General features: G+C 52.9%; 18 protein-coding genes, 1 tRNA gene and 1 pseudogene. 8 read left to right on the forward strand and 12 right to left on the reverse strand.

Features of this window, described 5'->3' with window-relative positions; all coding sequences use genetic code 11:
- Positions 1-84 precede the first annotated feature (84 nt).
- From GOW92_RS06705 to GOW92_RS06715, 3 genes are all read left to right on the forward strand, one after another.
- A complete protein-coding gene (locus GOW92_RS06705) occupies positions 85-1,359 on the forward strand; it encodes an adenylate/guanylate cyclase domain-containing protein (RefSeq protein WP_170559075.1) in 1,275 nt (424 codons plus the stop codon).
- Positions 1,360-1,744: 385 nt separating this feature from the next.
- Positions 1,745-2,350 carry an outer membrane beta-barrel protein gene (locus tag GOW92_RS06710; RefSeq protein ID WP_170559076.1) on the forward strand — a complete coding sequence of 202 codons (606 nt, stop codon included), beginning with the start codon at positions 1,745-1,747 and terminating at the stop codon, positions 2,348-2,350.
- A 229-nt stretch (positions 2,351-2,579) separates the two neighbouring features.
- Entirely contained in the window at positions 2,580-3,227 is a 648-nt protein-coding gene (locus tag GOW92_RS06715; RefSeq protein ID WP_170559077.1) for a sulfotransferase family 2 domain-containing protein, read from the forward strand.
- 90 nt (positions 3,228-3,317) lie between these two features.
- Here the strand turns inward: GOW92_RS06715 and GOW92_RS24870 are convergent.
- From GOW92_RS24870 to GOW92_RS06725, 3 genes and pseudogenes are all read right to left on the reverse strand, one after another.
- Positions 3,318-3,488, reverse strand: a pseudogene (locus GOW92_RS24870) (IS6 family transposase); the annotation flags it as partial.
- Between the two features lie 437 nt (positions 3,489-3,925).
- Positions 3,926-4,483, reverse strand: coding sequence for a hypothetical protein (locus tag GOW92_RS06720; RefSeq protein ID WP_170559078.1), 558 nt, complete (start codon positions 4,481-4,483; stop codon positions 3,926-3,928).
- 44 nt (positions 4,484-4,527) lie between these two features.
- Positions 4,528-6,252, reverse strand: coding sequence for an amidohydrolase (locus GOW92_RS06725; protein WP_170559080.1), 1,725 nt, complete (start codon positions 6,250-6,252; stop codon positions 4,528-4,530).
- Between the two features lie 398 nt (positions 6,253-6,650).
- Here GOW92_RS06725 and GOW92_RS06730 point away from each other — a divergent pair, with 398 nt between their 5' ends.
- A complete protein-coding gene (locus tag GOW92_RS06730; RefSeq protein ID WP_170559082.1) occupies positions 6,651-7,103 on the forward strand; it encodes a hypothetical protein in 453 nt (150 codons plus the stop codon).
- Positions 7,104-7,313: 210 nt separating this feature from the next.
- Here GOW92_RS06730 and GOW92_RS06735 read toward each other — a convergent pair whose 3' ends face one another.
- Together GOW92_RS06735 and GOW92_RS06740 are read right to left on the reverse strand one after the other, a co-directional pair.
- Positions 7,314-8,654, reverse strand: a complete 1,341-nt coding sequence (locus GOW92_RS06735) for a mechanosensitive ion channel family protein (protein WP_170559084.1) — start codon at positions 8,652-8,654, stop codon at positions 7,314-7,316.
- Positions 8,655-8,751: 97 nt separating this feature from the next.
- Positions 8,752-10,290: a hypothetical protein gene (locus GOW92_RS06740; protein ID WP_170559086.1), complete on the reverse strand. Its 1,539-nt coding sequence runs from the start codon at positions 10,288-10,290 to the stop codon at positions 8,752-8,754.
- Positions 10,291-10,671: 381 nt separating this feature from the next.
- Here GOW92_RS06740 and GOW92_RS06745 point away from each other — a divergent pair, with 381 nt between their 5' ends.
- The 4 genes from GOW92_RS06745 (at position 10,672) to GOW92_RS06760 (ending at position 18,637) form a co-directional block, all read left to right on the forward strand.
- Complete coding sequence (locus GOW92_RS06745; protein WP_217356502.1) at positions 10,672-11,940, forward strand: agmatinase family protein; 1,269 nt, start codon at positions 10,672-10,674, stop codon at positions 11,938-11,940.
- Positions 11,930-12,463 (forward strand): DUF3299 domain-containing protein, encoded by a 534-nt coding sequence (locus tag GOW92_RS06750; protein ID WP_170559088.1) that lies wholly within the window; start codon positions 11,930-11,932, stop codon positions 12,461-12,463. The genes GOW92_RS06745 and GOW92_RS06750 overlap by 11 nt, the downstream gene beginning before the upstream one ends.
- Positions 12,464-12,785: 322 nt before the next feature.
- Positions 12,786-13,088 carry a thiol-disulfide oxidoreductase DCC family protein gene (locus tag GOW92_RS06755; RefSeq protein WP_170559090.1) on the forward strand — a complete coding sequence of 101 codons (303 nt, stop codon included), beginning with the start codon at positions 12,786-12,788 and terminating at the stop codon, positions 13,086-13,088.
- 404 nt (positions 13,089-13,492) lie between these two features.
- Entirely contained in the window at positions 13,493-18,637 is a 5,145-nt protein-coding gene (locus tag GOW92_RS06760) for a RecQ family ATP-dependent DNA helicase (protein ID WP_170559092.1), read from the forward strand.
- Positions 18,638-18,917: 280 nt separating this feature from the next.
- Here the strand turns inward: GOW92_RS06760 and GOW92_RS06765 are convergent.
- From GOW92_RS06765 to GOW92_RS06795, 7 genes are all read right to left on the reverse strand, one after another.
- Positions 18,918-18,992: transfer RNA gene (locus GOW92_RS06765), tRNA-Phe, on the reverse strand.
- A 79-nt stretch (positions 18,993-19,071) separates the two neighbouring features.
- Positions 19,072-19,254 (reverse strand): DNA gyrase inhibitor YacG, encoded by a 183-nt coding sequence (locus GOW92_RS06770; protein ID WP_170559094.1) that lies wholly within the window; start codon positions 19,252-19,254, stop codon positions 19,072-19,074.
- Complete coding sequence (locus GOW92_RS06775; protein WP_170559096.1) at positions 19,251-20,273, reverse strand: ribonuclease E/G; 1,023 nt, start codon at positions 20,271-20,273, stop codon at positions 19,251-19,253. Before GOW92_RS06775 ends, GOW92_RS06770 begins: the two co-directional genes overlap by 4 nt.
- A complete protein-coding gene (locus GOW92_RS06780; protein ID WP_170559098.1) occupies positions 20,270-20,848 on the reverse strand; it encodes a Maf family protein in 579 nt (192 codons plus the stop codon). The genes GOW92_RS06775 and GOW92_RS06780 overlap by 4 nt, the downstream gene beginning before the upstream one ends.
- A gap of 11 nt (positions 20,849-20,859) precedes the next feature.
- A complete protein-coding gene (gene infA, locus GOW92_RS06785; protein WP_005978431.1) occupies positions 20,860-21,078 on the reverse strand; it encodes a translation initiation factor IF-1 in 219 nt (72 codons plus the stop codon).
- 90 nt (positions 21,079-21,168) lie between these two features.
- On the reverse strand, positions 21,169-22,044 hold the full coding sequence (locus tag GOW92_RS06790) for a carbon-nitrogen hydrolase family protein (protein ID WP_170559100.1): 876 nt from the start codon (positions 22,042-22,044) through the stop codon (positions 21,169-21,171).
- Positions 22,045-22,241: 197 nt separating this feature from the next.
- A complete protein-coding gene (locus GOW92_RS06795) occupies positions 22,242-23,066 on the reverse strand; it encodes a TauD/TfdA dioxygenase family protein (RefSeq protein ID WP_170559102.1) in 825 nt (274 codons plus the stop codon).
- Positions 23,067-23,070: the final 4 nt, after the last annotated feature.

Consider the following 23,070-nt stretch of genomic DNA (forward strand, 5'->3'; position numbering starts at 1 on the left):
CATCGCTAGAGTATTGAGCGTTCGAAGACAAACCGAATGACACGAGCCTTCGGCTGTAAGAAGATGATGGTGGAGGTGTAAGTTATGGCGGATGTTTTCGACCGCATTGCAGATTGGCTGCAAAAGCTGGCCTTTTTTGATGCTGATCTTGGTGGACTAGTCGAGCAGTTAAGTAACAGGCTGATCGATGGTGGCGTGCCGGTCACGCGTGTTTCCTTGGGTCGCCTGATGATGCACCCTGTAATTGGATTGCTCGATGCAACTTGGGATGCATCGAACCATCGTATTGAATGGACCGTTCTTCCACGCAGCTCAGTAACGGTTGATCTCTTCGACAAAGCACCCTTCGGAGAGAATTCGAAATTGGCCAATGAGATTGCGAAACAGCACTTTAATAAGGAAGTATGGGATTTGGCGGACGGACTTGCTAACGGCACAATCAAGTTTCCTTTCATGCGAGCAAATCTGACTGACCAAGCGACGCGTGACAAATTTCCGCTATTCCGAAAACTCGCTGAAGCAGGTGTGACCGACTATGTCGTATGCAGTGCACCATTCGGCAATCGTACTGTTGTCTTTGACGGAGAGATGGAGTGGGCTTTGGGCGCGTCCGTGTCTTTTGCTACAAAGCGTCGTTCTGGCTTCACAGACCGTGAGGTAGATGGTCTGTCGCGGCTATCTTTACCCTTGCTTGGTGCAGCGCGTGTATTGTCGGAGCAGTTCTTGGCAGCTGAGTTGATGGAGGTGTATCTAGGCAAGTTGTCCGGTCGATCCGTACTGAACGGTCAAATAGCCCGGGGAGATGTAAGCATAATTGACTGTGCTCTCTTGTTCAGTGATATGCGCGGCTCTACGGCTTTGAGCCAGCGCTTGTCATCGGAAAAATATGTCGCGACGGTTAACCAATTCTTCGATTGTGTCGGTGGTGCGGTACACGATCACGGCGGAGAGGTTCTTAAATTCGTTGGCGATGGGTTGCTTGCAATCTTTCCTTTTGATGGTCAACGAAGACTACCCGAAGACATGTGCGAAGCAGCCCTGTCCGCGGCGCGTGAAGCGTTCCAAAGGAATGAAGAACTTGATCCACCAGACCGTGCTGAATTTGGGGTTGGTTTGCACACTGGGGCGGCTGTCTACGGGAATGTTGGCACTGAAAAGCGCTTGGATTTTACGGTAACTGGCCCATCAGTCGCGATAGCCAGCAGGTTAGAGGGCCTGACGCGAAAACTGGAGGCGCGGCTTTTAGCAACGGGTGATTTTGTGAACTTGGTATCTGAAGAGCCAAAAAAATTGGGGCGGCATTCTTTGCGGGGTTTTGAGGAAGACTTAGAGGTCTTTTCTTACGAAATTTTCAAATAACGCTCAATTGCATTAGGCGATTGGCAATCATTCGTCTAGGCGCGTCTTGAAGCGCGGGTATTGGAATGAAACCGCTCAGCTTTAGGCTCGGCACCCCCATTCGCTGCATACGATGTGAGCGTCTGCTTTGCGGACAGAGCCGATCCCCGCTTCCCGACAGAGCATAGGTACCAAAAAAGTGTCTTTGCCGCAGAAACTGACAGTTCCCAACTAGCCAGCACAGCCAACTCTGAAGTCACGGTACGGCGTCGTGTGGGGAAGAAGTACTGGCATTGCGCTACTGTTGCCACCTTGAAACAGCAATTACCGCATTTCTGTGATTTCGAACTACTTACTTAGAAAAAGCCGAGGCGGCTGCGCTAAAGTAGAGTTTAGACAAAGCACAATGGATTTGATTAACATGACAAAGCGCAATAGTCTTGTCGCCCTCTTCCTCGCTGCGATGTATCCAGCAATCTCGCTGGCTGGTGAAATTGAACATGCAAGTGCAGTAATGCAGTTCGGGAAGCCAGCCTTACCAACTGAAACGGGCGTCGATTGGACCGGTTTTTCCGTCGGCTTAGAGCTTGGCTATGCTCCCGACGTGGAAAGCTCCAGCGGCCCGGTTTACGGCGCAAAAATTGGTTGGGACTACGATTTCGGCAAGGTCATAGTCGGGTATTTCCTGCAATACACCCGAACGGAACTGGACATAGACCCAGGTTTCGAACTTGGCTATTATAAACGTTTTGGTGCGCGTGGCGGATTCGACAGTGGCGTGAACATGTACTACGCCAGCGCCGGCTATGCAGAACTCGACACTCACGCCAGCGGCGACATTAACCCGGGCGCAGGCAGTGGTTATTTCGTGGGCCTTGGTTATGAACGATTCATCCGCGAACAGATCACATTCGGAGCCGAGTTGGTGTACTCTGAATTCTCAGATTTTGAACGTGAATTTAAAGATTTGGATGTGACAGTGCTTTCCTTTTCATTGAACTACAGATTCTGAGTCGCGGCAGATCCTTTTTGGTATTCGATATTCCCAATCAAGGGTGTGGCGTATGCCTTGTGTCGATGACCATTGAGATGGGGTTCCAGTTATATCCACACATCATGTTATCATGATAATTCGCTTTTGTCGCCTTGCGCCGGAGTGTAGCATTGTCCTTGCGCATGTCTCGCGAGGTGTCGACGTACTTGCGGCACACCTGTTCTTGGCAAGAAGGACCAGCTAAGCGTTGCCAACCTATCACACGTTAAAAACAGTCTTCGTTCATATACCTAAAACTGGGGGATCTACGATCTCTACCATTTTGCGTCGCCCGAACCTCCGGAGTCTGACCAAACATGAGCCTTGTCAGACGATCAATAAACACGCTTCAATATTTGTGCATCTCGACGAACTGGGACCGGAAGCGAAGAACTACTTCAAATTCAGTTTTGTGCGGAACCCTTGGGACCGATTAGTATCCGCCTATCATTATATCATCGCGCGGCGAAAGGAACTGGAATTGGTGGCAAATCATTCCACCTTTGAGAGTTTTCTGCATTCATTTGTTGAAGAGCCTTCCCAGTATCTCAGTATTCCCTATTTTACACCGCAATCTGATTTTCTCATTAATGAAGATGGAGAAATGCCAATAGATTTCCTCGGCCGCTTCGAAACATTCGAGAAAGATCTAAGCATCGTTCTTAGAGAGGTTGGCAGCAAGCGTAGGTTTTTTAAGCATCGAAAAAAATCGAGGAGGCAGGACTACCGAGAATACTATTCCACAGAAAGCAGTAAAGCTGTTGGCGCAATATACATCAGCGACATCCAAAACTTCGGTTACGATTTCAATGATGGTCTAATTCGACAGAAACAATTTTCTCTTAGAAAGTTGTAGCTTTGGGTAGTGTCGTAAGCCGATGCGCAGTGTCACTGGTGCTGTCAAACGAATTCGAGCCAGTCCAAGTTTGACGCCAAAACTGTGAACTTATGCGGAACAAAGTTGACGCCAATCGGCAAGAGCGGCGGTGAGCGTTAGCTTGAAGGAGTCTCGGCTGGTGAGGGTTCTTTCCTGATTCAAGTGGTTTTGGACAGAGGAATGGACGGAAGCGAATTTCTGTAAACTTCGCATGCGCCTGAAACGCTGCATCGCGCGTTGGGTCCACGAAACCTTTTATAATAAATCCACCACTGGCGTGAGAAGTTCTGAAAGCCCGTAGACCATTTAAATTCCCATCACAAAGTATGTAAATTTATGACCTAAGAAAAGCGCGCAGCTATTTGCAATTGGTCGGTTTCCGGTAAGCGCAAACGCAGTCGCGGCGAGTATAATAAGGCTAACTACACCAACAACAGAATTGGTATGCCTACTAACCAAATGTCACCCATCAACAGCCTCGTACATTCGTTTACACAGTATTTTAGGTGACTGCCCACGCCCCTTTTTGAGAGTTATCGGAAACTCCGTGAGACACCAAAACGCACGGGTGTACATCGTTTCTTGTAGGTCAAAACTCTTGCCGATTCTACACCTAGCTTGCAACGTTCCTACAGCTGTCGAACACATCTTTAGGAACCAAACAAGTTAAAGCAACTTCAAGGCTTGAATGAAACCTTCGACACCCCACCAAATACCGCTGAAAGCGTTTCAACCGCTTGAGATTGAGAGATGATCAAGAGTTCGTTTTCTAACACTGAGTCAAAGTCGAGATCGTGCCGCCAACCTGAATATAGAACGTTCACTGTTGTAGTAGCGTCGTAGTCCGAGATCGTTTTGAGCTCAGCGGCAGTAACAATTTCAGGTGCACGATCTCCACTGTGAAAGCGAATGGCCGCAACTTCGATTGAAAGCAGGACAGTGAGTGATTCACCCTTCTCTAAATTTGCAGAAATCGACGGCGCCATTTCCTGGGCCAGCCTGTCCAGGGAATTAACAGACCACGTATGGTACGAGACGCCGGGTCTTTTGCTATATGGTCTCGCTTGGACAAGACCCGATGTTCGAGCTGCTAGATCGGCAGTGAAGGCTACCTTCGCTTCCGGGTGGCGTTCAAAAAGCATTGCCCATTGCATTGGGTTGCCGCACGCAAGCGACTGCCCCGCCGCACTAGCCATTAGACCCGATGCAAGTACTACTCTTTGAAGGAGCTTCATGGCAGTTCTCCATTATAAAGTTGACGCCTAGATCCAGGGACCAGTCACTGCTTGGTGTGATCCCAAGTCACTTGGCCATCCATAATCGTGTAGAGAATTTCGACCTCAGAAATCTCGTTCGGATCAATCTCGTAGAGGTTCTCACTAACAACTACGAGATCCGCCTTTTTGCCAACTTCTAAACTGCCGATCTCATTGCCCATGCCCATACCATGTGCTGCATTTATCGTATGCGCAGTGAGCGCTTGATCGACGGTCAGTCTTGCTTCTTCACCGCCGAGTGGGGGGACATCCTTGCGTCCGTCAAGCTGTCGGAGAACAGCCGCTTCGATTGCAGAAAGCGGCCGATATTCGGAAACATAGCCAGATACGGGCCAGTCAGAACCCAGCGAAAAAGACCCGCCCGCGGCCATTACACTTGTTGCTGGGAATGCCTTGTCCCGTCGTTCCTTGCCGACACGGGCCAGCGCGATGGATTGCATCAGTGGGTCCAAGCTCATCCAAGCGCCTGAAGAGTCGTATGTGACCCCCAGTTGTCCAAAACGCACATAGTCATCGGGATGAACATAAACGCCGTGTGTGATCTTGTGGCTGCGTTCGCGCGGCGGGTTGACCTCTATTGCAGTCTCAATGGCATCAAGAAGACTGCGCACCGCAAGGTCGCCGAAACAATGGCAAGTCACGTCAATCCCCGCTGCGTCCGCGCGCACCACTGCATCTTCTACAACATCGTAGGGGATGATTGGTTCTGGAACCCTGTCAGGTTCGTCAACGTAAGGATCGAGCATAAGCGCGGTCCATTTGTCGTCACCGCCATCGATGTTGATCTTTAGGTATTTGGCCCGCACGAGGTCCGAGTTGTAGTTCTCGCGCAACTCCATCGTGCCTAGCAAAGGGTCGATCGTCCCGTCATTCCAGTAATAAGACCCAATTACGCGAATTGGCAGCTTTCCCTCTTGCTCAAAGGCCTGCAACATCTGGAAGCCCTCGTCCTGCCCAAGGCCCTGAATACCATGATCATGGACGGCTGTGATGCCTGCGGCTGCAAAACGGCCCATCCACATTTCTACGCCTTTGGCAATGAATGCCGGATCAATATCGAGAAGCGCGGACAGAACTTGCAACTGAGCCGGGACTTCGACGATCCAGCCTGTGGGATTACCGTCGTCATCACGTTCAAAGAATGCAAAACCCGGAACGGTGTCTGGCGTGTCTTTGTTGACCCCGGCCAGCTCAAGAGCCTTCGAGTTTACCCAAGCTGCATGTCCGTCAATTGCCCAGAAAAACATTGGCCGCTCAGATTCAATTTCGTCCAGCATGGCAGCTGTTGGGTTGCCATCCGTCCAAGGATTAAATCGAACCCCAAAGCCGAGGATCAGATCATCGTCATTGGTCTCTACCTCGTTTCGGATGCGCGCGAAAAGTTCATCCTTATCGTCTGTCTGTAGATCAACGCCCAACATGATGAGCCCACCTGCGGCAGCGTGTATATGACCGTCCACAAAGCCTGGCAAAACCATCGCGCCAGCAAGATCGATAACTTCTGTTCCCAACCCAATGATATTTGGAAGACCTTCGGCACTTCCGACATAAACGATTTTACCATCTTCAATGCCTATGGCCTCAGCGACAGATCCCGCTTCGTCCATGGTGTGGATCTGACCATTGATTAGAGCATAGTCCCCAGTCGGATTCTCTCGACCGGTTTGAGCTTGTGAAGCGGTAGCGAAAGTGGCCAAGAAACTAATTGCTATCATCGTCTGTTTCACAATGCGCACTCCCAACACTGCAAGTCTTCATAAATCATGAAACATAATATCTGCATGTCAAATAAATTTGGTTGGCGCTTCGGAAGCTAGCTCCGTGCAAACAGATGTTCGAAACCAAGTGTGCAGAAACACAAATTTCGAGCAACGCAGAAATTTTGAAGAAGAAGTTAAGAAAAGCGACAATGAGAGTTTACCCCCATTCGGCATATTTTGAGAAAAGGCAAACTGTCCCAAGATGCCTGAAAGCAAAGAACGTCTTGAACGAATTTCAGCTCCAAATATATTTATTTTCAATAGCTTACTGACTACCTGCTACAGTAGGACTACAGTAGGACACCTGCTGGTTTCAGCCGCTCTTTCCCACTTCTGTTTGGTGAAAACCGAAACAGGAGCGAAAGATGTCTCAATTCGAACTTCTGAAAATCTTGAGGGATCAATATCCTTCGACCACCGCCGCTGCACATAACCTTGTACAAAAGGCTTCAGAACTTAGGCTAGCCCGCGAAAACCGAGTCTGGATCGATTTTCACGGGGCCAACAAAGCAACGGTCGCGTTTGAAGACGCGATGTGGGAAGCCTTACTTTGGGCAGCTCGCGAGACTGGAGAAACGAGCGCAGAACGCCTCATAAAGTTCATGGCAAATTTCTTGGCCCAGTTCGCACTGGCTTGCCCGAGTTGGAACAGTGCATTGCCCGAAGTTGTGGACTACTTGTTCGATGCCGGCGGCCGAGAAAAGTCCTTGTTAATTGACGCTGTTGCTCAGGTTAAGGGCGAGCAATTGGTAATAGGAGGCCTAGGCAGGGCAGCGCTGGAAGAACACTCGGGACTTAACCCCAAAAACCCTGGGTAACCAAACGAAAACAATGCTAGTCATTTTTTCGCCCGGCTGAAACTCTCTCAAAGTGAAGCCTTGTTTCGTCGGGCGATTTCCAGCCAATCCAATAGATACTGCCCGTGTAAAAAACTGACGAATACCGTCGAGTTTCTGGAGGCTTCTGAACTTGAGGAATTAGCTGATCTTTTTCCGCCAACGTTCAGCAAGAATTAAACGCATCGCACTTTAACTGTCAGAAGTAGCCTTGTCTTTGGCGTGTACGTGCACATCCATTTGCGGGAACGCGATAGAGATGCCTTCATTCTGCAAACGGGTCTTTCCAATTTCCGTCAAGTCCCACATCACATCCCAGTAATCATCCGTACGTACCCACGGCCTGCAAAAAACGTTCACAGATGAGGGGCCCAATTCGCCGACAAAAATACGCGTTTCCGGGCTTCTCAGGCAACGCTTGTCTGCTTCAACTATCTGAGCAAGCGTCGCCTTGGCGCGCTCAATATCGTCTGAATATCCGATCCCGAAAACAAGATCGACACGCCTAACTCGGTACTTAGAAAGGTTCTCCATGGCCCCTTGCCAGATCGATTGGTTAGGGATCTGCACCAGACGGTTGTCGAAAGTTCTGAGCTTTGTTGAAATGACGTTTACGTCAACGACGGTGCCAATCGTTTTATTTATAGATATAATATCGCCTTTTGAGTAAGGGTTTGTTGCTTGTAACAGAAGCCCGCCAATCACACTTTGAAACAAGTTCTGCAGCATGAAAGCTAAAAGGAACCCAAGTCCACCAATAATTGCTGTTGTGACGCCAAGGTTTACACCAAGCCCCCACAAGGCGACAAATAAACCCAGTACAAGAATGCTCCAGAGCAGCAGGTTCGGAAAAACCACTGCGGCGATTTCGTTATCAACGTTTCGGCCGCGCAACCATCTGCCAGACACTCTTTTTAGAATGCCTCCGACAAGGAAAGCACCGGCCATAACTATTAAGGCTTGGGCCACCCCGCTTAGCGCTCTTAGCCCACCCCTGCCTGACAAAATCCAGTCCTTTGAAAGGTGAACAATCGCGGACCATTGGTATGAAAGCAAAAGCTCCGTTATGAAACCTTTGATAAACCCTTGGTGCTTTTTCAAATCCTCTTCAGAACCACCTTTGCGTTCCAGAGCGTTGACTACGACCAAGTAGTTCTGAAAGTCACCGATGTTTTGGCGATTAATAGCCTTTATTTGGTCAACGAGCGCAGGAACTTGATCATCCGCCACTATCTCTAACTGGGTTACGCCTTCGGCAATTCTCGCGAGGTTGGCCTGAACTCTTTGCTGCCAGATGTCTGCTATTTTCGTCAGATCTTCTGCGCCTAACGCAACGACATGCCGAGAGAGGACGTCTTCGTCCACGTTTGCCTCACTCGCAACAGAAATTGAGTTTTGGTACGGATCCGATTGAGCAGGTTGTTGCGCGTTGGCAATGCTAATAAATAGCGAGAAAAGATACAAAACGGACAAACCCACAATTCTAGTTAAAATCGAGGTGCGCGTAACACTCTTCAGTTGGATAGGAGCCATCGATTTACCCGCTCATTTTCGGACTATCTTGGCACAAATTACCGTGGCTGTTGCAATCTTTGCTGAAATTTTCCGGCTCGAAGTAACTATTTGGGTTTTACGTCTCAACGGAACCCAAGTTTCCAATACCTTTCCGCAGCATATCCACGACGCTGGATGCATAGGGGAGATCGCCGAGATACTCGTCGAGCGAAAACTGTTTTGTGGGGAAGTTCGAAAGCGCATCGCGTGCAAGCTCCGTCTCGCCAGCCAGATCATGAATGGCAGCAATCAACAACCAATCCGCTGCATATTCACGAGCATCAATCCGTCGCACCTTTTCTGAGGCCGTTGAATAGTCTCCGTTCTCTACGTCTTCCAGACATAGTGTGAGGTTTGTCCAGATCGGCAAAAATGGGTTGATTTCTAAGGCCCGTCGCACCATTTCCGCACCCAGCTTGACATCACTCACCAGTGCAAACCATCCACCCGCCAATACAAGCAATAGAGCACTGTTGGGATTGGCTTTTATTACTGCGTCAATTAAACGATTAAACCGATGGCTGTCCCCGGCCAGCTGCGCATAAATCGCCGCCGCAAAAAGAGCTTCCTGGTTTTGAGGTTCCAAAGACACTGCCTTTTCAGCGTGAGTTTGTCCCGGCTCCAAAACTTCTCTTAGGCGTTTTTTGCCCAACGCAACTTCCTCTACATAACCCAATGCCACCAGCGCATGTGCAAGTCCATTGGAATGATCGTTCTGAGTTGCTGAATGCGCGAGATCCATCATTTGTTTCAAACTGCCTGATCTCGAGGTGCGAAGATGGGCATGAAACGCTAGTAGGGCTTGATAGACGCTGTTCTCAGCAGACGTCCGACCTGCTAAACGACTCGCAGTATCTGTTGCGACAACCCCATAGGCATCGACCAGCTTTGTTGCACACTGTTTTGCAATCTCTTCCTGGAATTTGAAACTATCGGTCGCGTCTGGATTGATGTCGCGCCGATCGGCCCACAGTACCGAAGCATCATCGATCCTTCTAAGTTGAACGATCAGGCGCAGGCTGGTTTGATCGTCCCGGACTGAGCCGTCAAGAACATAGTCATAACTAGCTATGGGTTTCTCACTGTGCCCACTAGTGCCCTGGTCTAAGAACCCGGTCAAAACGCGGATATGAGCGAAACGCGCCAGTTCCAGCGCCAACTCTTCGGGAAACCCCTCACGGAAACGTTTCGCGCGTATCGTATCCGAACCGGTGAAAGTGCCGATCCCAAGAACAGGCCAGTCTTTACTTTGCGATAGTGATGAGTCCTTAGGCGCATCATTTTTGCCGTTTACTTCAAAAAGCGGGCGGTACTGCCCTTTGGGGATCGATATCGCAACCGGATCACTATTTCCTTCCGCCAAATAGTAGTAATGTAGTGCTTTTCGTAGTTTGGCAGCTTCAGTTCTGACAACCGGATCATTGTTTGGATCAAAGTTAGCGCCCCTTCCAAACACATCCATTGCCAATGCAGTCCCGTTTAACTCATCACTTCGACCCTCAAGCTCTAGTTGGACAAGATGCTTCAGGAGCGACTTTGTCCGCGCACTACACTGAAAGTCCTTTGACGTCGTTATGCGTTCAACTTGCTCAAGAATATCGACTTTTTCGACCACAACTATTCTCCTCCGCTTAATCGAGGATAAATGCTCAAATCTCTTTTACTGTATGACTATATGCACCTTTTTACGCCGTTCTTTTTTAGTCGCCATAATTTGTAAAACAACGCCACGCAGGTTGCGGCGAAGAAGACTTTCAGACGCTACGGTCCGTTAGCGCGCATGGGGCTTGGTGCGGTCATTCGCTCCCGGCGGGATAAGTAGTTGCTTCGCTTCAAAATTTCAGTTCAGCAAAAGATCTCTGGGCACGCTTAAAAACTTTAGTCCACCAAAACGTCTTAACTATTCAGTGTAAGGATACCATCGCGTCAAAATTTGCTTCAAACCACAATTTCGACAATAGTATTGGTACAGCAAAGAACTGAGGAGGGACTTCTGGTGTTTCATAGGCTCCATTCCGTACTGGCTGTTTTGTCGGTTGTTTTTGCCAGTGCAGGGAACGCTCAGATCTACGGTCACGAGTTCGAAGGTACCCAAGCACCGATCCGTGACGGGGAACAACCCGTTATTCCTTTGGACACTGAAGATCCAACTTACAATGCATGGCGCACTCCTTTACCAAGTTTTGAAGGAGAACGTGAAGGACGGGAGCCCGGAATTGTTGACCCTCAGCGTTTCCCTGGTCAAGGCTATATGCAACTCCCAACTTTCTTGCACCAACCATTAGCATTCACGCCCGGCGATCTAGCCGCTGCTGAAGTTGACGTTGCTATCATGGGTGCTTTTACCGACATGGGGACCGGCGCACGCGGAGCGTCGCGCGGTCCGAATGCGGTTCGAAACTCCTCATTGTATCTCGGGTATGGGGGGCGACAACCGCATATGCACGTCATGGTTGACCCGCTGCAGGATATGACAGTCGTAGATTACGGAAACGCCCCGAACGATATCATGAGCACCGAGCGCACAATTCATGCGGTCCGTTCTTTTGTTGGTCAGGCAGCGGCAGTGCAACACGCTGACGGTGACCATGTGATACCCTTTATTGTTGGTGGCGATCATTCTTTGATGTACCCAAACGTCGCTGCGATGACGGACGTTTATGGAAAAGGCAATGTGGGCGTCGTTCATTTCGATGCACATTACGATGCCGGAAAATATGGCTTTGGACACCTGATCAATCATGGCATGCCTGTTTTCAGGTTGATCGAAGAAGACATGGTCGAGGGCAAAAACTTTATTCAAGTCGCGTTGCGCGGATACTATCCAGACGAAAAAGCATTTGAATGGATGCGGTTGAATGGGTTCCGCTATCATACAATGGCAGAGATCGAAGAACGCGGCTGGGATGCGGTTATGGAAGATGTCATCGCCGAGGCAAATGACGGGCCGGAGCATATCTATATTTCCTTCGACATCGACACCTTTGACCCGGCATTCGTACCTGGAACAGGGACGCCCGAGCCTGGTGGCCTGATGCCCCGAGAGGTTTTCCCAATAATTCGTCGCCTCTGCGCCGAGTCAAACGTGATTGGGTTTGAAATCGTTGAGCTCGCTCCGTTAATGGACCCGACCTACGTTTCCGCATTGAATGCCAACCGAACCATCAGGGAGTGCCTGACCGGTATTGCTATGCGCAAACAAGGATTGACCGAGCCGGATTACAAGAGCCCGCTTACTGTTTCGCACGGTCGGAATGACAATTAGACTTTCGGGTTGCTCGATCTCCCTAGTTGTCCTAACCGTTTTGGCCGCTCACTCCGAACCACAGGAGATTTCGTGGTCTGATCTTCGGGAAGAGCGCCTTGTTGAATGCTTTGATTTCTTGAATGATTACCTATCAAATCCGGGTTGCATGCCGAGAGATTTGAGTGATCGCATGCTGTCGATGCAGATTGCTGAGTGCGTACCAGGGAATTCTAAACTGGAGGGAGATCTTGTTCGGATTGCTGGCTACGCGCACCCTCTTGAGTTCGAGTTCAAAAACGTAAAAAGCTTTTTATTGATACCTCCACTGTCTCAGAGCTGCCGACATCCAACCGCCCCTCTTCCTGATCAAGTCATTACCGTAGAATATCCGGAGGGCGTCGACATAACGGCGGATCCCGTGTGGGTTACAGGTAAATTAATTATCCGCCAAACTCAAAGCGAACTCGCTCCTTCAATCTACTGGATTGAAGCTTCAGAAGTAATTTCAGCAAACATTCCTAACGTCACAGCTTCAGAGTGAGGTCATCCGCGGCCCGCAGACAAATTACGGCTTGGGGCTCAAAGTGGACCTTCGCTTTATCTGCGATGAATGCCTGCTTTGCGGACTTTGCGGCCATCCACATTATCAATGCATAGGACCGAAGTCAGCCCAAAGCAGAGATTCACAATTTGGCTTTGCAGTCTCCAGCTGCGGGCAATTCTGCCATTGAATTTGGACAGCTGCTCCGAAAGTTGCGGCCTTGTACCACACCTAGCTGCCGCAGCTGCGCTCTGGTTTCTTCAGCATTTGCGCTAGCTCTTGAGAGAGATCTGGCGCACCCCACTGGTAGAGGTCGAAGACAATGCACAAAACGGAACGAGTTGAGGTTGCAGTCAAATCGGGTAAAGCCGATCACGCGTGCGCTACGGTGTACTACGACGGATCTTGCCCGCTCTGCTCCGTTGAGATTGAGCATTGTGCCTCGTGTAAGGGCGCTGATCGACTGCGATTTGTTGACGTTTCAAATTCTGATGTGCTTCTTGGTGACGATCTAACGCGGCAAGAGGCATTGGGTCGGTTTCATGTACGACGAGCGGACGGAAAACTCGTTTCGGGCGCGCGCGGCTTCACAGAGCTTTGGGGCGCTTTGCCCAAGCGCGGATGAGCTAAGCAAATGTCGTTTGAGCGTGAACCGGAGATATGCTGCATTCGTATAAGATCGACGCGGCGGAGAATAAGCGAACTTTGATCAACAGACCTGTCTGAAACACACCAGCACTGGTCTCACAAAAAGGGCCGAGTGATGTTGTCGACCGGCTGTTGGTTCCGGATGGGAAGACCTGCAAACCGGAAGAAAAAGACACTGGCCGCACCTCGCAAACCTGGCATGGCATCGGGACAACATATTTTGTCAAATGGACGCCGAAGGTTCCGCTCCTTGGGAATAAATATTAACCTACGAATATGAAAAGCTTAATTTCCCGTGGCATATCAAAGGCCCTTGGCCGTGGCAGACGAGAGCCACTTGAAAAGCCTGAGTCTAACCCGACGGGAATCAAGAGTACTCCAATGCCGCGGGAACAATCCGAAATCCTGTCGCGCTGTCTGTCGGTTGATCTGGAGATCGATCCCAAGGAAGCCAAGTTGTTCGCCTTTGCAGCCGTGCCAGACGGCAATGGAGAGGGGATAGTTCATCGGAAAGGTGACCCAAAGGTTGCGCTTGAACAGCTTGATCTGTTTTGCGCCGGTTTCGCACATGTCATTGGGCACAATATTCTGCGCCATGACCTGCCGCATCTCATGGCGGTCTCGCCGCGCTTTGCAAAGCTCGCGGACGGACCGATTGACACGCTGTGGCTCAACCCTTTGGCGTTCCCGCGCAATCCCTACCATCATCTGGTCAAGCACTACCGCGATGGGCGGCTTCAAAGTGGTCACGTCAACGATCCCGAGCTCGACGCGCGTCTTGTATTCGAGGTTCTTCGCAACCAGATCAAAGCCTTCGCGTCGCTGAACACGTTGTCTCCAGAAACGATGATCGCCTATCACTGGCTGTGCTGCCGAGGTCCCAGTAGCGTCGGATTTGATCGGTTGTTCAGCGACGTGCGCGAGGCGCCCATCCCGACGGAACCGGAAGCGCACGAGGCCATTCGAGCGCTACTAAGAGACGTGGCCTGCGGCGCGCAGGTGCACGCTCTGCTCGAGCGGCTCTCGGACACTGGGTTGGGTTGGCCGATGGCATATGCGCTTGCCTGGATTTCGGTCGCTGGTGGGGATTCTGTCATGCCGCCTTGGGTGCGGGCGCAGTTCCGTGACGCAGCACGGCTCGTGAAGGACCTGAGAGATACGAATTGTCGTGATCCGCACTGTGCCTATTGCGCAGAGCACAATGATCCCACCCGTGCGCTCGAACGTTGGTTCGGCTTTCCAAGTTTCCGCCCGGAACCAGTCGACGAGAACGGACGCCCGCTTCAAGAAAAGATCGTGGCGGCGGCCATGGAAGGCGACAATTTGTTGGGCATCCTTCCGACGGGCACTGGTAAATCCATCTGTTACCAGATCCCCGCGCTGTCTCGGTTCGACAAGACCGGGGCATTGACCGTCGTAATATCGCCGCTTGTGGCGCTGATGGCGGACCAAGTTCAGGGCTTGGTACGGGCCGGAATTTCCTCGGCGGTTACGATTAACGGGTTATTGTCTTTACCCGAGCGTCAAGACGCGCTCGACAAGGTGCGGCTTGGGGATGCTGCGATCCTTTTAATTTCGCCCGAACAACTGCGCAGCACAACAGTTCGGTCCGCTCTGGCACAGCGCGAGGTGGGGCTGTGGGTGCTGGACGAGGCGCACTGCGTGTCTAAATGGGGGCACGATTTCCGACCCGACTATCGCTACGTTTCGCGGTTTATCAAGGAAAGCTCAGCTGACGAGCCGGCTCCGGTACTTTGCTTGACCGCAACGGCAAAGCCGGACGTCGTGCAGGACATCCGCACTCATTTCAAAGCGCGGTTGGGGTCCGAGCTGGCGTTGATCGACGGTGGCGCATCGCGATCGAACCTGAGCTTCCAGGTGCTGCCAACGCAACGTGCGACCAAGATGACCGATATCCTCGACACGATCGAAGCCCAGCTTCCGCGGGAGGGCGTGTCTGGGGCAGTAGTCTACTGTGCTACCCGAAACGCCACCGAGCGCGTGGCGGAGTTCTTAAAACAACAGGGCATCGCAGCTGAACGGTATCACGCAGGCCTCAGCCCCGATGAAAAGCGTGAGATCCAGGAGGACTTCCGCATCGGCAATCTACGCGTGATCGCAGCCACCAACGCCTTTGGGATGGGGGTCGACAAGCCGGACATTCGTCTGGTGGTTCATGGGGACGTGCCGGGGTCGTTGGAAAACTACCTGCAAGAGGCGGGTCGCGCCGGGCGGGACCGCGAGCCTGCAAACTGCGTCCTGTTGTTCAGTACCGAAGACGTTGATCGTCAGTTCAGCCTCAGCGCGCGTTCTCGACTTGCGCGGCACGAAATCGGCGCGATCCTGAAGGCGCTTCGGCGCCTTGATGCTCGGACTGGAAAAGGCGGTGAAATTGTCGCCACACCCGGTGAGATTGTTCATGAGGAGAAAGAGCGAGATTTCCAGCGGGACAGCAATACCGACGATACGCGAGTGAAGACCGCCGTCGCCTGGCTGGAAGAAGCACACCTTCTGAACCGCGAAGAAAACCGGGTGCAGGTGTTCCCCGCCTCGCTCCGGATAAGAAGCATGAAGAGGGTCCGCGAAATCCTGGCAACCGCTGAGATCACCGAGCGGCGGCGCGAGGATCTGGCCGCCATCGTGCAGCATATCATCAACGCGCCGCAGGAAGAGGGCATCACCACGGACGAGCTCTGCGGTGTCAGTGGGCTGACGATGTCGAGCCTGCGCAAAGCCTTGGCCGATCTCGAAGCCCTGGGGATCGCAAAGGACGACACAAACATCACCATCTTCGTGCATGTAGGTGTCGAAAATGCCTCGTCGAAGCGGTTCGAAGCGGCATCCCGGTTGGAAGCTGACCTGATTGCGATCCTTAGAGAGCAAGCGCCAGACGCGGACATCAATGAGGCTGTGCCCTGCCATCTGGCCTCAGTGGCGCAGGCCCTGCGGGAGCGGGGACACGCCTCCGTGCGACCCGATATCGTCGAGGGGCTGCTCCGCGGGATGGCGCAGGATGGCCGCGACATGGATGGCGGAAAAGGCAATATTGGCCTGCGCAAGGTATCCAAAGGCAGCGTCATGGTGCGAATGCAAAGATCATGGGGCGTGATCGAGCAGACCGCTCAGCTTCGCAGGCAGGCCGCAGAGCGTTTGGTTTCATACTTGATCAACAAGGTTCAGGCCGGCCTGCGTGGCAAAGATGTTCCTGTCGAGACCACACTTGGCGACCTTCTTGCAGCAATCAACAGCGATGCGCTGTTGCGAGCATCTGTCAATGATCCAGCAAAACTGATGGACCGGGCGCTTCTGTGGTTGCACGAACAGCAGGTGGTGACTCTGGGTAAAGGATTGTCCGTGTTCCGCTCGGCCATGACTTTGCATATCAATCCGAAAGGTGGCGGTTTCACCACCCAACATTTCGCGCCGCTCGAAGACCACTACACCGAACAGACTGTCCAAACCCACGTGATGGCGGCTTATGCAAACAAAGGCATCGATGATATCGATCAGGCCCAGCGGCTCGCGCATGACTATTTCGCAGTGGAGCAGTCCGACTTTATGAAAGCTTGGATGCCGGGGAAGATTTCGGAGTGCCGACGGCAGGCAACGCCTCAGTCTTACGCAGAGATCGTCGACAATCTGGGGAATTCGACACAAGAGAAGATCGTGCGTGACGACCGCGAACAGACCAATGTCCTTGTGCTTGCTGGGCCAGGATCGGGCAAGACACGCGTGCTGGTCCATCGCGTTGCCTATCTGGTCAGAATCAAGCGAGAAGATCCAAATGGTATACTGATGCTCGCCTATAATCGTCACGCCGCCGCCGAGATCCGGGAACGCTTGCGTCTACTGATCGGCGAAGATGCTCGCTTCGTGACGGTCTTGACCATCCATGCCTTAGCCATGAGGTTGGTTGGCGCCAGTTTCGCCGGGCGGGCAGCGGCCGATGAACCTGATTTCGAGACGCTTCTGATCGATGCGGCGCGTCTCTTGCGTGGTGACGGGCTGGACAAAATCGAGGCCGAAGCCTTGCGAGAGACCTTGATCCAAGGGTTCCGATGGATTCTCGTGGACGAATATCAGGACGTTGGGCCCGAGGAATACGCCTTGATCGCAGCGGTGGCCGGTCGCAGTATCGACGACCCCGATCAACGGATCAGCCTGTTCGCGGTCGGCGATGACGACCAGAATATCTATGCGTTTGCCGGCGCATCGGTGCGCCACATTCGGCAATTCGAACAGGATTATTCAGCCAAGCCGGTTTTTCTGACCGACAATTACCGCTCGTCAAAAAACATCATCAGCGCAGCGAACGCCGTGATCGAAGGATCTCGGGAACGTATGAAAATAGGGCATGGGATTACCGTCGACAAATCGCGGCAAAAGGACCCCGCCGGGGGTACTATGGAAAGCCTCGACCCGGTTGCGCAGGGGCGGGTCCAAATCCTTGGCTGCCCAGCCGGAATTGACGCTCAGGCCCTTGCGGCGGTCAACGAGATGATCCGCCTGTCAAAACTGATCCCGGATTGGAGCTGGAAGGGCGCGGCAATCATTTCTCGTGATTGGCGCAAGCTTCTGCCGGTTCGTGATTTTGCCGAGGCGCATGGAATTCCTGTCGAAATGGCGAACGAAAACTTGCCAAGCGTTTGGCGCACCCGTGAGATGCGGAGGTTCATCGACGGCCTACGCGAGAGGCAGGCAGCTTTGGTCAGCTTGAGCGATCTTACCGAAACCCTGAACACGATACCCTCAAGCCGTTGGACTGACCGGATCGGCGAGGGACTTGGCCAACTTGCTCGTGAAGTTGATGGCAAAGCGCTCCCGAGCCCTGACGTGATCGAATGGTTTGCTGAATGGTCGAAGGATACATGGGGCGAGCAGCGTGGCCTCAAATTGTTGACAGCGCACCGCGCCAAAGGCCTTGAATTCGATGATGTAGTGATCATGGATGGCGGGTGGGAACGACCGTCACGAAAAGAAGATCAGGACGCGCCGAGGCGATTGTTTTATGTCGCCATGACACGTGCACGGCGCAATTTGATCGTCATGAGCAACGACAACCACGAATATCTTCCCACCGAGTCGCCCTCCGTTGTCACGCGGCACGTGGTGCCCGACTTGACTACAGTCCCTGGTCCACGCCGGTTCTTTCAATCGCCCGAAATGAGAATGGTCGACCTGTCATTTGCAGGACGCCAAGGTGATCGGCACATTGTCTTTGACGCGATCGCCGAAGCACAAGTCGGCGCGCCAGTCGGGATCTCCCGTGTTGGAGATCGCTGGCAGATCGAGGATGTTCAAGGGCGGCCCCTCGGGCGGATGGCAAAAGCATTCGCGCCCCCGATGGGCACGAAATTTGTTGCCGGCGAGATTGCGGCCATCATCAATTGGCGTAAGGAGGATGCCGATGAGCGTTTTCATCACCTAATGAAACGCGCCAATTGGGAAGTCGTAGTGCCTGAACTGGTATTCGAAGAGGCCAATGGGGCTGCAAAGGATTTCGGAAAGGATCAGAACGGCAAGTAGGGCGGTCAAACAATTGTTCGCTGCACTTGCGATTATGGACCGCTCAGGGCCGTTATCACACATACCAGCAAAATGAGTTATCGGTAGCTTTGTCCGCATAGCGGACCAACACGGTTTTCGGGCACCCCCAACATTTCCATGTGAAGTACACATCGTGAGCGGAGCATATTGTGGAGCAAGTTGTGGAGCAAACAGCCGCTTACCCAATCAGCCAAGCAGACGCAATCGACATTTAAAGCTTATAAAACAGATTATTAGCCGAAATCTCACCCAGAAAATATGGTGCCCGGGGGCGGAATCGAACCACCGACACGAGGATTTTCAATCCACTGCTCTACCCCTGAGCTACCCGGGCACGGGAACGACGTTTGTCGTTGGGTGGGGGCCTTCTATGACTTGCACCAAGCGGTGTCCAGAGGCTTTTTTACATTTTTTCAATGTGGACGTTGCTGGTCCGATTTGGGATCGGAAACTTCGGTTTCGACGTCTTCTTCCCGTTGCGAAGGAACTGCATATGACCCGTTCAGCCATTTGGCCAGATCGATGTCAGCGCACCGTTTCGAGCAAAATGGTCGAAACTTAGTGACAGTTTCTTCTTCGCAGATGGGGCAGCTCATTTCAGCACCTCGGACAACGGGATACGACCGCGTTTGCGCTGTAGTTCGTAGTGGCCAAGAGGGGTCCAGCCTGCAAGCGTGGTTTCGATGGAATCAGCTTTGAATGCAGCGCGCAGCGAGGCCTCGAATCCACGACGGTCTTTCTTGGGCATTGGCGCCAAATCCAGAGTGATCTGCCCCCCCAGACCGCGAACGCGCAGGGCACGGGCAAGCATCTTGGCACAGGCGAAATTGGCCTTGGTTCCCGCTGCCAGTGACGTGTCCGCGCCCGTATTTACATCCACCGCCACCAAAGCCCGAGTAGGCTGAACGAAAAGATAGCCACCGCCAGGCAGTGGCTCGGAAATCCCAAGGGCCACGTCCAACGCGTCCAGCACGCCATGTGTCTCAAAACTTCCCGGCTGCGTCACGACCTCAGCCGGATCGGTCCAGTCGCGCCAGGCAAGAACATGTGGCCCATCACCTTCCAGCAGTTGCTCGGGTTCGGTTCCCGGATCGTTCAGAACTTGGTCCGCATGGGCCCGCATGGTGCCGATATCCTCGGCGATTTCAGCCGCGTTTTCACCCTGACAACAGGATCGCAGGATAAGGCCAAACTCGCTGCCCTCCATACTCTCATGAGCAATCTCAAGAAGGCGGTCGCGTTCATCTTCGTCACGGATGGAACGTGAGATGTTCAGGCCGGGCGCATCAGGCGTGACGATCGCATAGCGGCTTTTGAACAAAACGCGGTCGGTGACCGGCAACGCCTTGCCGGGTTCGGCATAACCCGTCACCTGAACCAACAATTGGGCACCGGGCGCGAGCCCTTTGACCTGCCGCAGAAATGCCGGGCCGTCTGGCGTGGTCAGGAACATGCCGCCCTGCCCTTTGACCGGTCGATCAGCACGGGCGCGGTAAATCGTACCTGGAGCAGGTGCATCTGTGGCAATCAGAAAATCGTCCAGCTTGCCATCTACCATAAGGGCGGCAGCTTCGCGGTTTTCGATATGATCCAGAACTATGGTTCGACCCTTCATGGCGCCTCACTATACAGGGGATAGCCGATGCCTTGCAAAAGCGCGGCGGTCTCGGACAGAGGTAGACCCACAATGCCGGTAAACGAGCCCGAAATCCACGGGATGAAAGCCCCGGCGGGGCCTTGAATGGCGTAGGCGCCTGCTTTGCCCTGCCAATCTCCGGTCGCAAGATATGCATTGATCTCAACGTCTGACAGGCGCTTGATCTTGACCTGGGACACGACATCCCGCTGCAGGACGCGGTCACCGCGCCGCACGGCAACAGACGTTATCACGCGATGACGGCGACCAGACAGAGCATGCAGGAACTCAGCCGCCTGACCCACATCTTCCGGTTTTCCCAAAATACGGCGACCCAGCGCAACAGTGGTGTCCGCGCAAAGAGTTACATCGTCGCTTTCCGCCTGAACCGCCCCCACTTTCGCACGCGTAATGCGATTGCAATAGGGAACAGGCAACTCGCCCTTCAAAGGCGTCTCGTCGATGTCTGGGGCGCGGATTGCATCGGGCTGCACGCCAAGCTGGGCCAACAGGTCCAGCCGCCTTGGGCTGCCCGATCCTAAGATAAACGCCATTTCGGCAGGCGTTACTTGAAGCGGTAGTTGATCCGACCCTTGGTCAGATCATAGGGGGTCATTTCGACCTGAACTTTATCGCCGGCCAGAACACGGATGCGGTTCTTGCGCATCTTGCCTGCCGTATGTGCGATGATCTCATGGCCGTTTTCCAGCTCGACCCGAAACGTCGCATTAGGCAGGAGTTCCTTCACGACACCGGGAAATTCGAGCGTATCTTCCTTGGCCATGTTGTCTCCATATTTAAGTTGCACCCGCAGAATCTGCGGGATGTGCGCTTAAATGAGCTTATTTCGGCCCTATTTCAAGGGCGGAATCTACTATAGGGCCGATAATGTGACTGAATCGACTCGGGGTGGTTGCTCATCCCAATGGGTTCGGTTGAGAACATGACCATCCGAGCGCACGCTTGCGATGACTGACAAATCGACCTCGGCATACGCCCACCCTGGTTGGTTCAGGGTACCTTCGGTCAGAACGCCGGTCGCAGGGAAGCCCTTGTCTGGTGGGCCAAATATACCCCCGGTTCCGGTATTCATGTCCACGGCCTCGGACCATTCATTATTGCCCACCAAAGACGACATCACTGTAACACATTGATTTTCCAATGCTCTGGACATCGCACCGATACGCACTCGCCAATAGCCGGACAAAGCCTCTGTGCAGGATGGAACAAGGATGAGGTCTGCGTCGCTGAGCGCGCGACCCAGCAACGGAAACTCGCTGTCATAACAGATCAGCACGCCGATCTTGCCAAGCGCCGTATCGAATAGTTTCAACGGTCCACCAGCGGCAATATCCCAAGACTCGCGTTCGAAGCGGGTCATGATCTGTTTGTCCTGGTGATCTTGTTTGCCGTCAGGGGCATAAAATGCAGCCCGATTCACCGGTCGATCAGGGCCGTCCACCACCGGGGCGGACGCGCCCAGAATGTAAGTCTTGTAGTTCTGCGCCAAACGCTGGTGCAGGTTCTGCACGTCCTCCATCCGATCAGAAACCGCGAGGATCGAACGCTCAAGGTCCCCCGCCACGTCCACTCCGTCCAGCGTCGACAACTCCATTGCTCCATACTCAGGAAAGACCAGCAACTCCGCCCCCTGGCCTGCAGCGTCCGAGACCCAACGCTCCAGTTTGTCTTCGTATTGCGCCCAACTGTCGAGCCAGTCGAGATTGTAGGCGGCGGTGGCAACTTTCATGAACAAGAGATCCTCAATGGGTAAATCTTTAGCAACACTAATAACGGTGCTCACGCGCTGTACAGGCAAATCATTCGAACACGGCAAACGAAATGCGAAGCCCGCTAAGACCCCAATATGTCAGATTCTGCGCGGCGTACGGATGGCGACTTCGTGCATCACGTTCCCTTTGCGATTGGACGGCCAGCAACGGGCTTCTAACGCGATAAGGCTACGCCATCCACGGTAATCCTGTGCATAAGACGCCGGAAACCGTGATAATCGTTGATCGCCTTGTGCCAGGTGGCACGATTGTCCCACATGGTGATGTCACCTTCCTGCCAGCGGACGCGAGCCTGAAATTCGGGCTGTCTGCAATGCTCATAGAGCATATTGAGGATTGCTGCGGATTCGTCAGCCGTCAGGCCTTCAATGTGTGTGGTGAAGACAGGGTTTACGAACAATCCACGGCGCCCGCTGAGCGGATGTGTGATGACGACAGGATGGCGCGCATCTTGCGTCGCCGCCTCGGCATTAGCCAGTCTTCCGCTTTTGGCCGCTTCGCTATCCAACGTGGTCTGGCCAAAGACGTGCCGGGACGAGTGCATGGCCGTCAACCCATCAAGAAACCGGCGTATGGAATCTGACAGCGCCTCATATGCCGCACCCATCGACACGAACAGTGTATCACCGCCGTAGGGGGGCATTTCGATGGCATGCAGGATTGATCCCATCGCCGGGATCTGGTCGTAGGAATGATCGGTGTGCCAGCCTTCGCCCACCGCTTCTTTCTGGTCCTTTTCCTTCAGGACGGTTGCAATTTCTGGGTGCCCGTCGACAGGTTTGAAAAAGCGGTTCACGTTAATCGAACCGAAGCGGCGTGCAAATTCCAGGTGGTCTTCCGGGGCAATGTTTTGCCCTCTGAGAACAATGACGGAGTATTTGGCGAAGGCGGCCTGGATTTCCGCGAACTGCACACCGTCTTTTACATCTGCTCCGACAATTTCTGCTCCCAGGCCGCCAGTCAAAGGTCTGATGTCCATCGGT

Origin of the sequence: Ruegeria atlantica (assembly GCF_013032505.1) — a bacterium.
Taxonomy (GTDB): domain Bacteria; phylum Pseudomonadota; class Alphaproteobacteria; order Rhodobacterales; family Rhodobacteraceae; genus Ruegeria; species Ruegeria atlantica_F.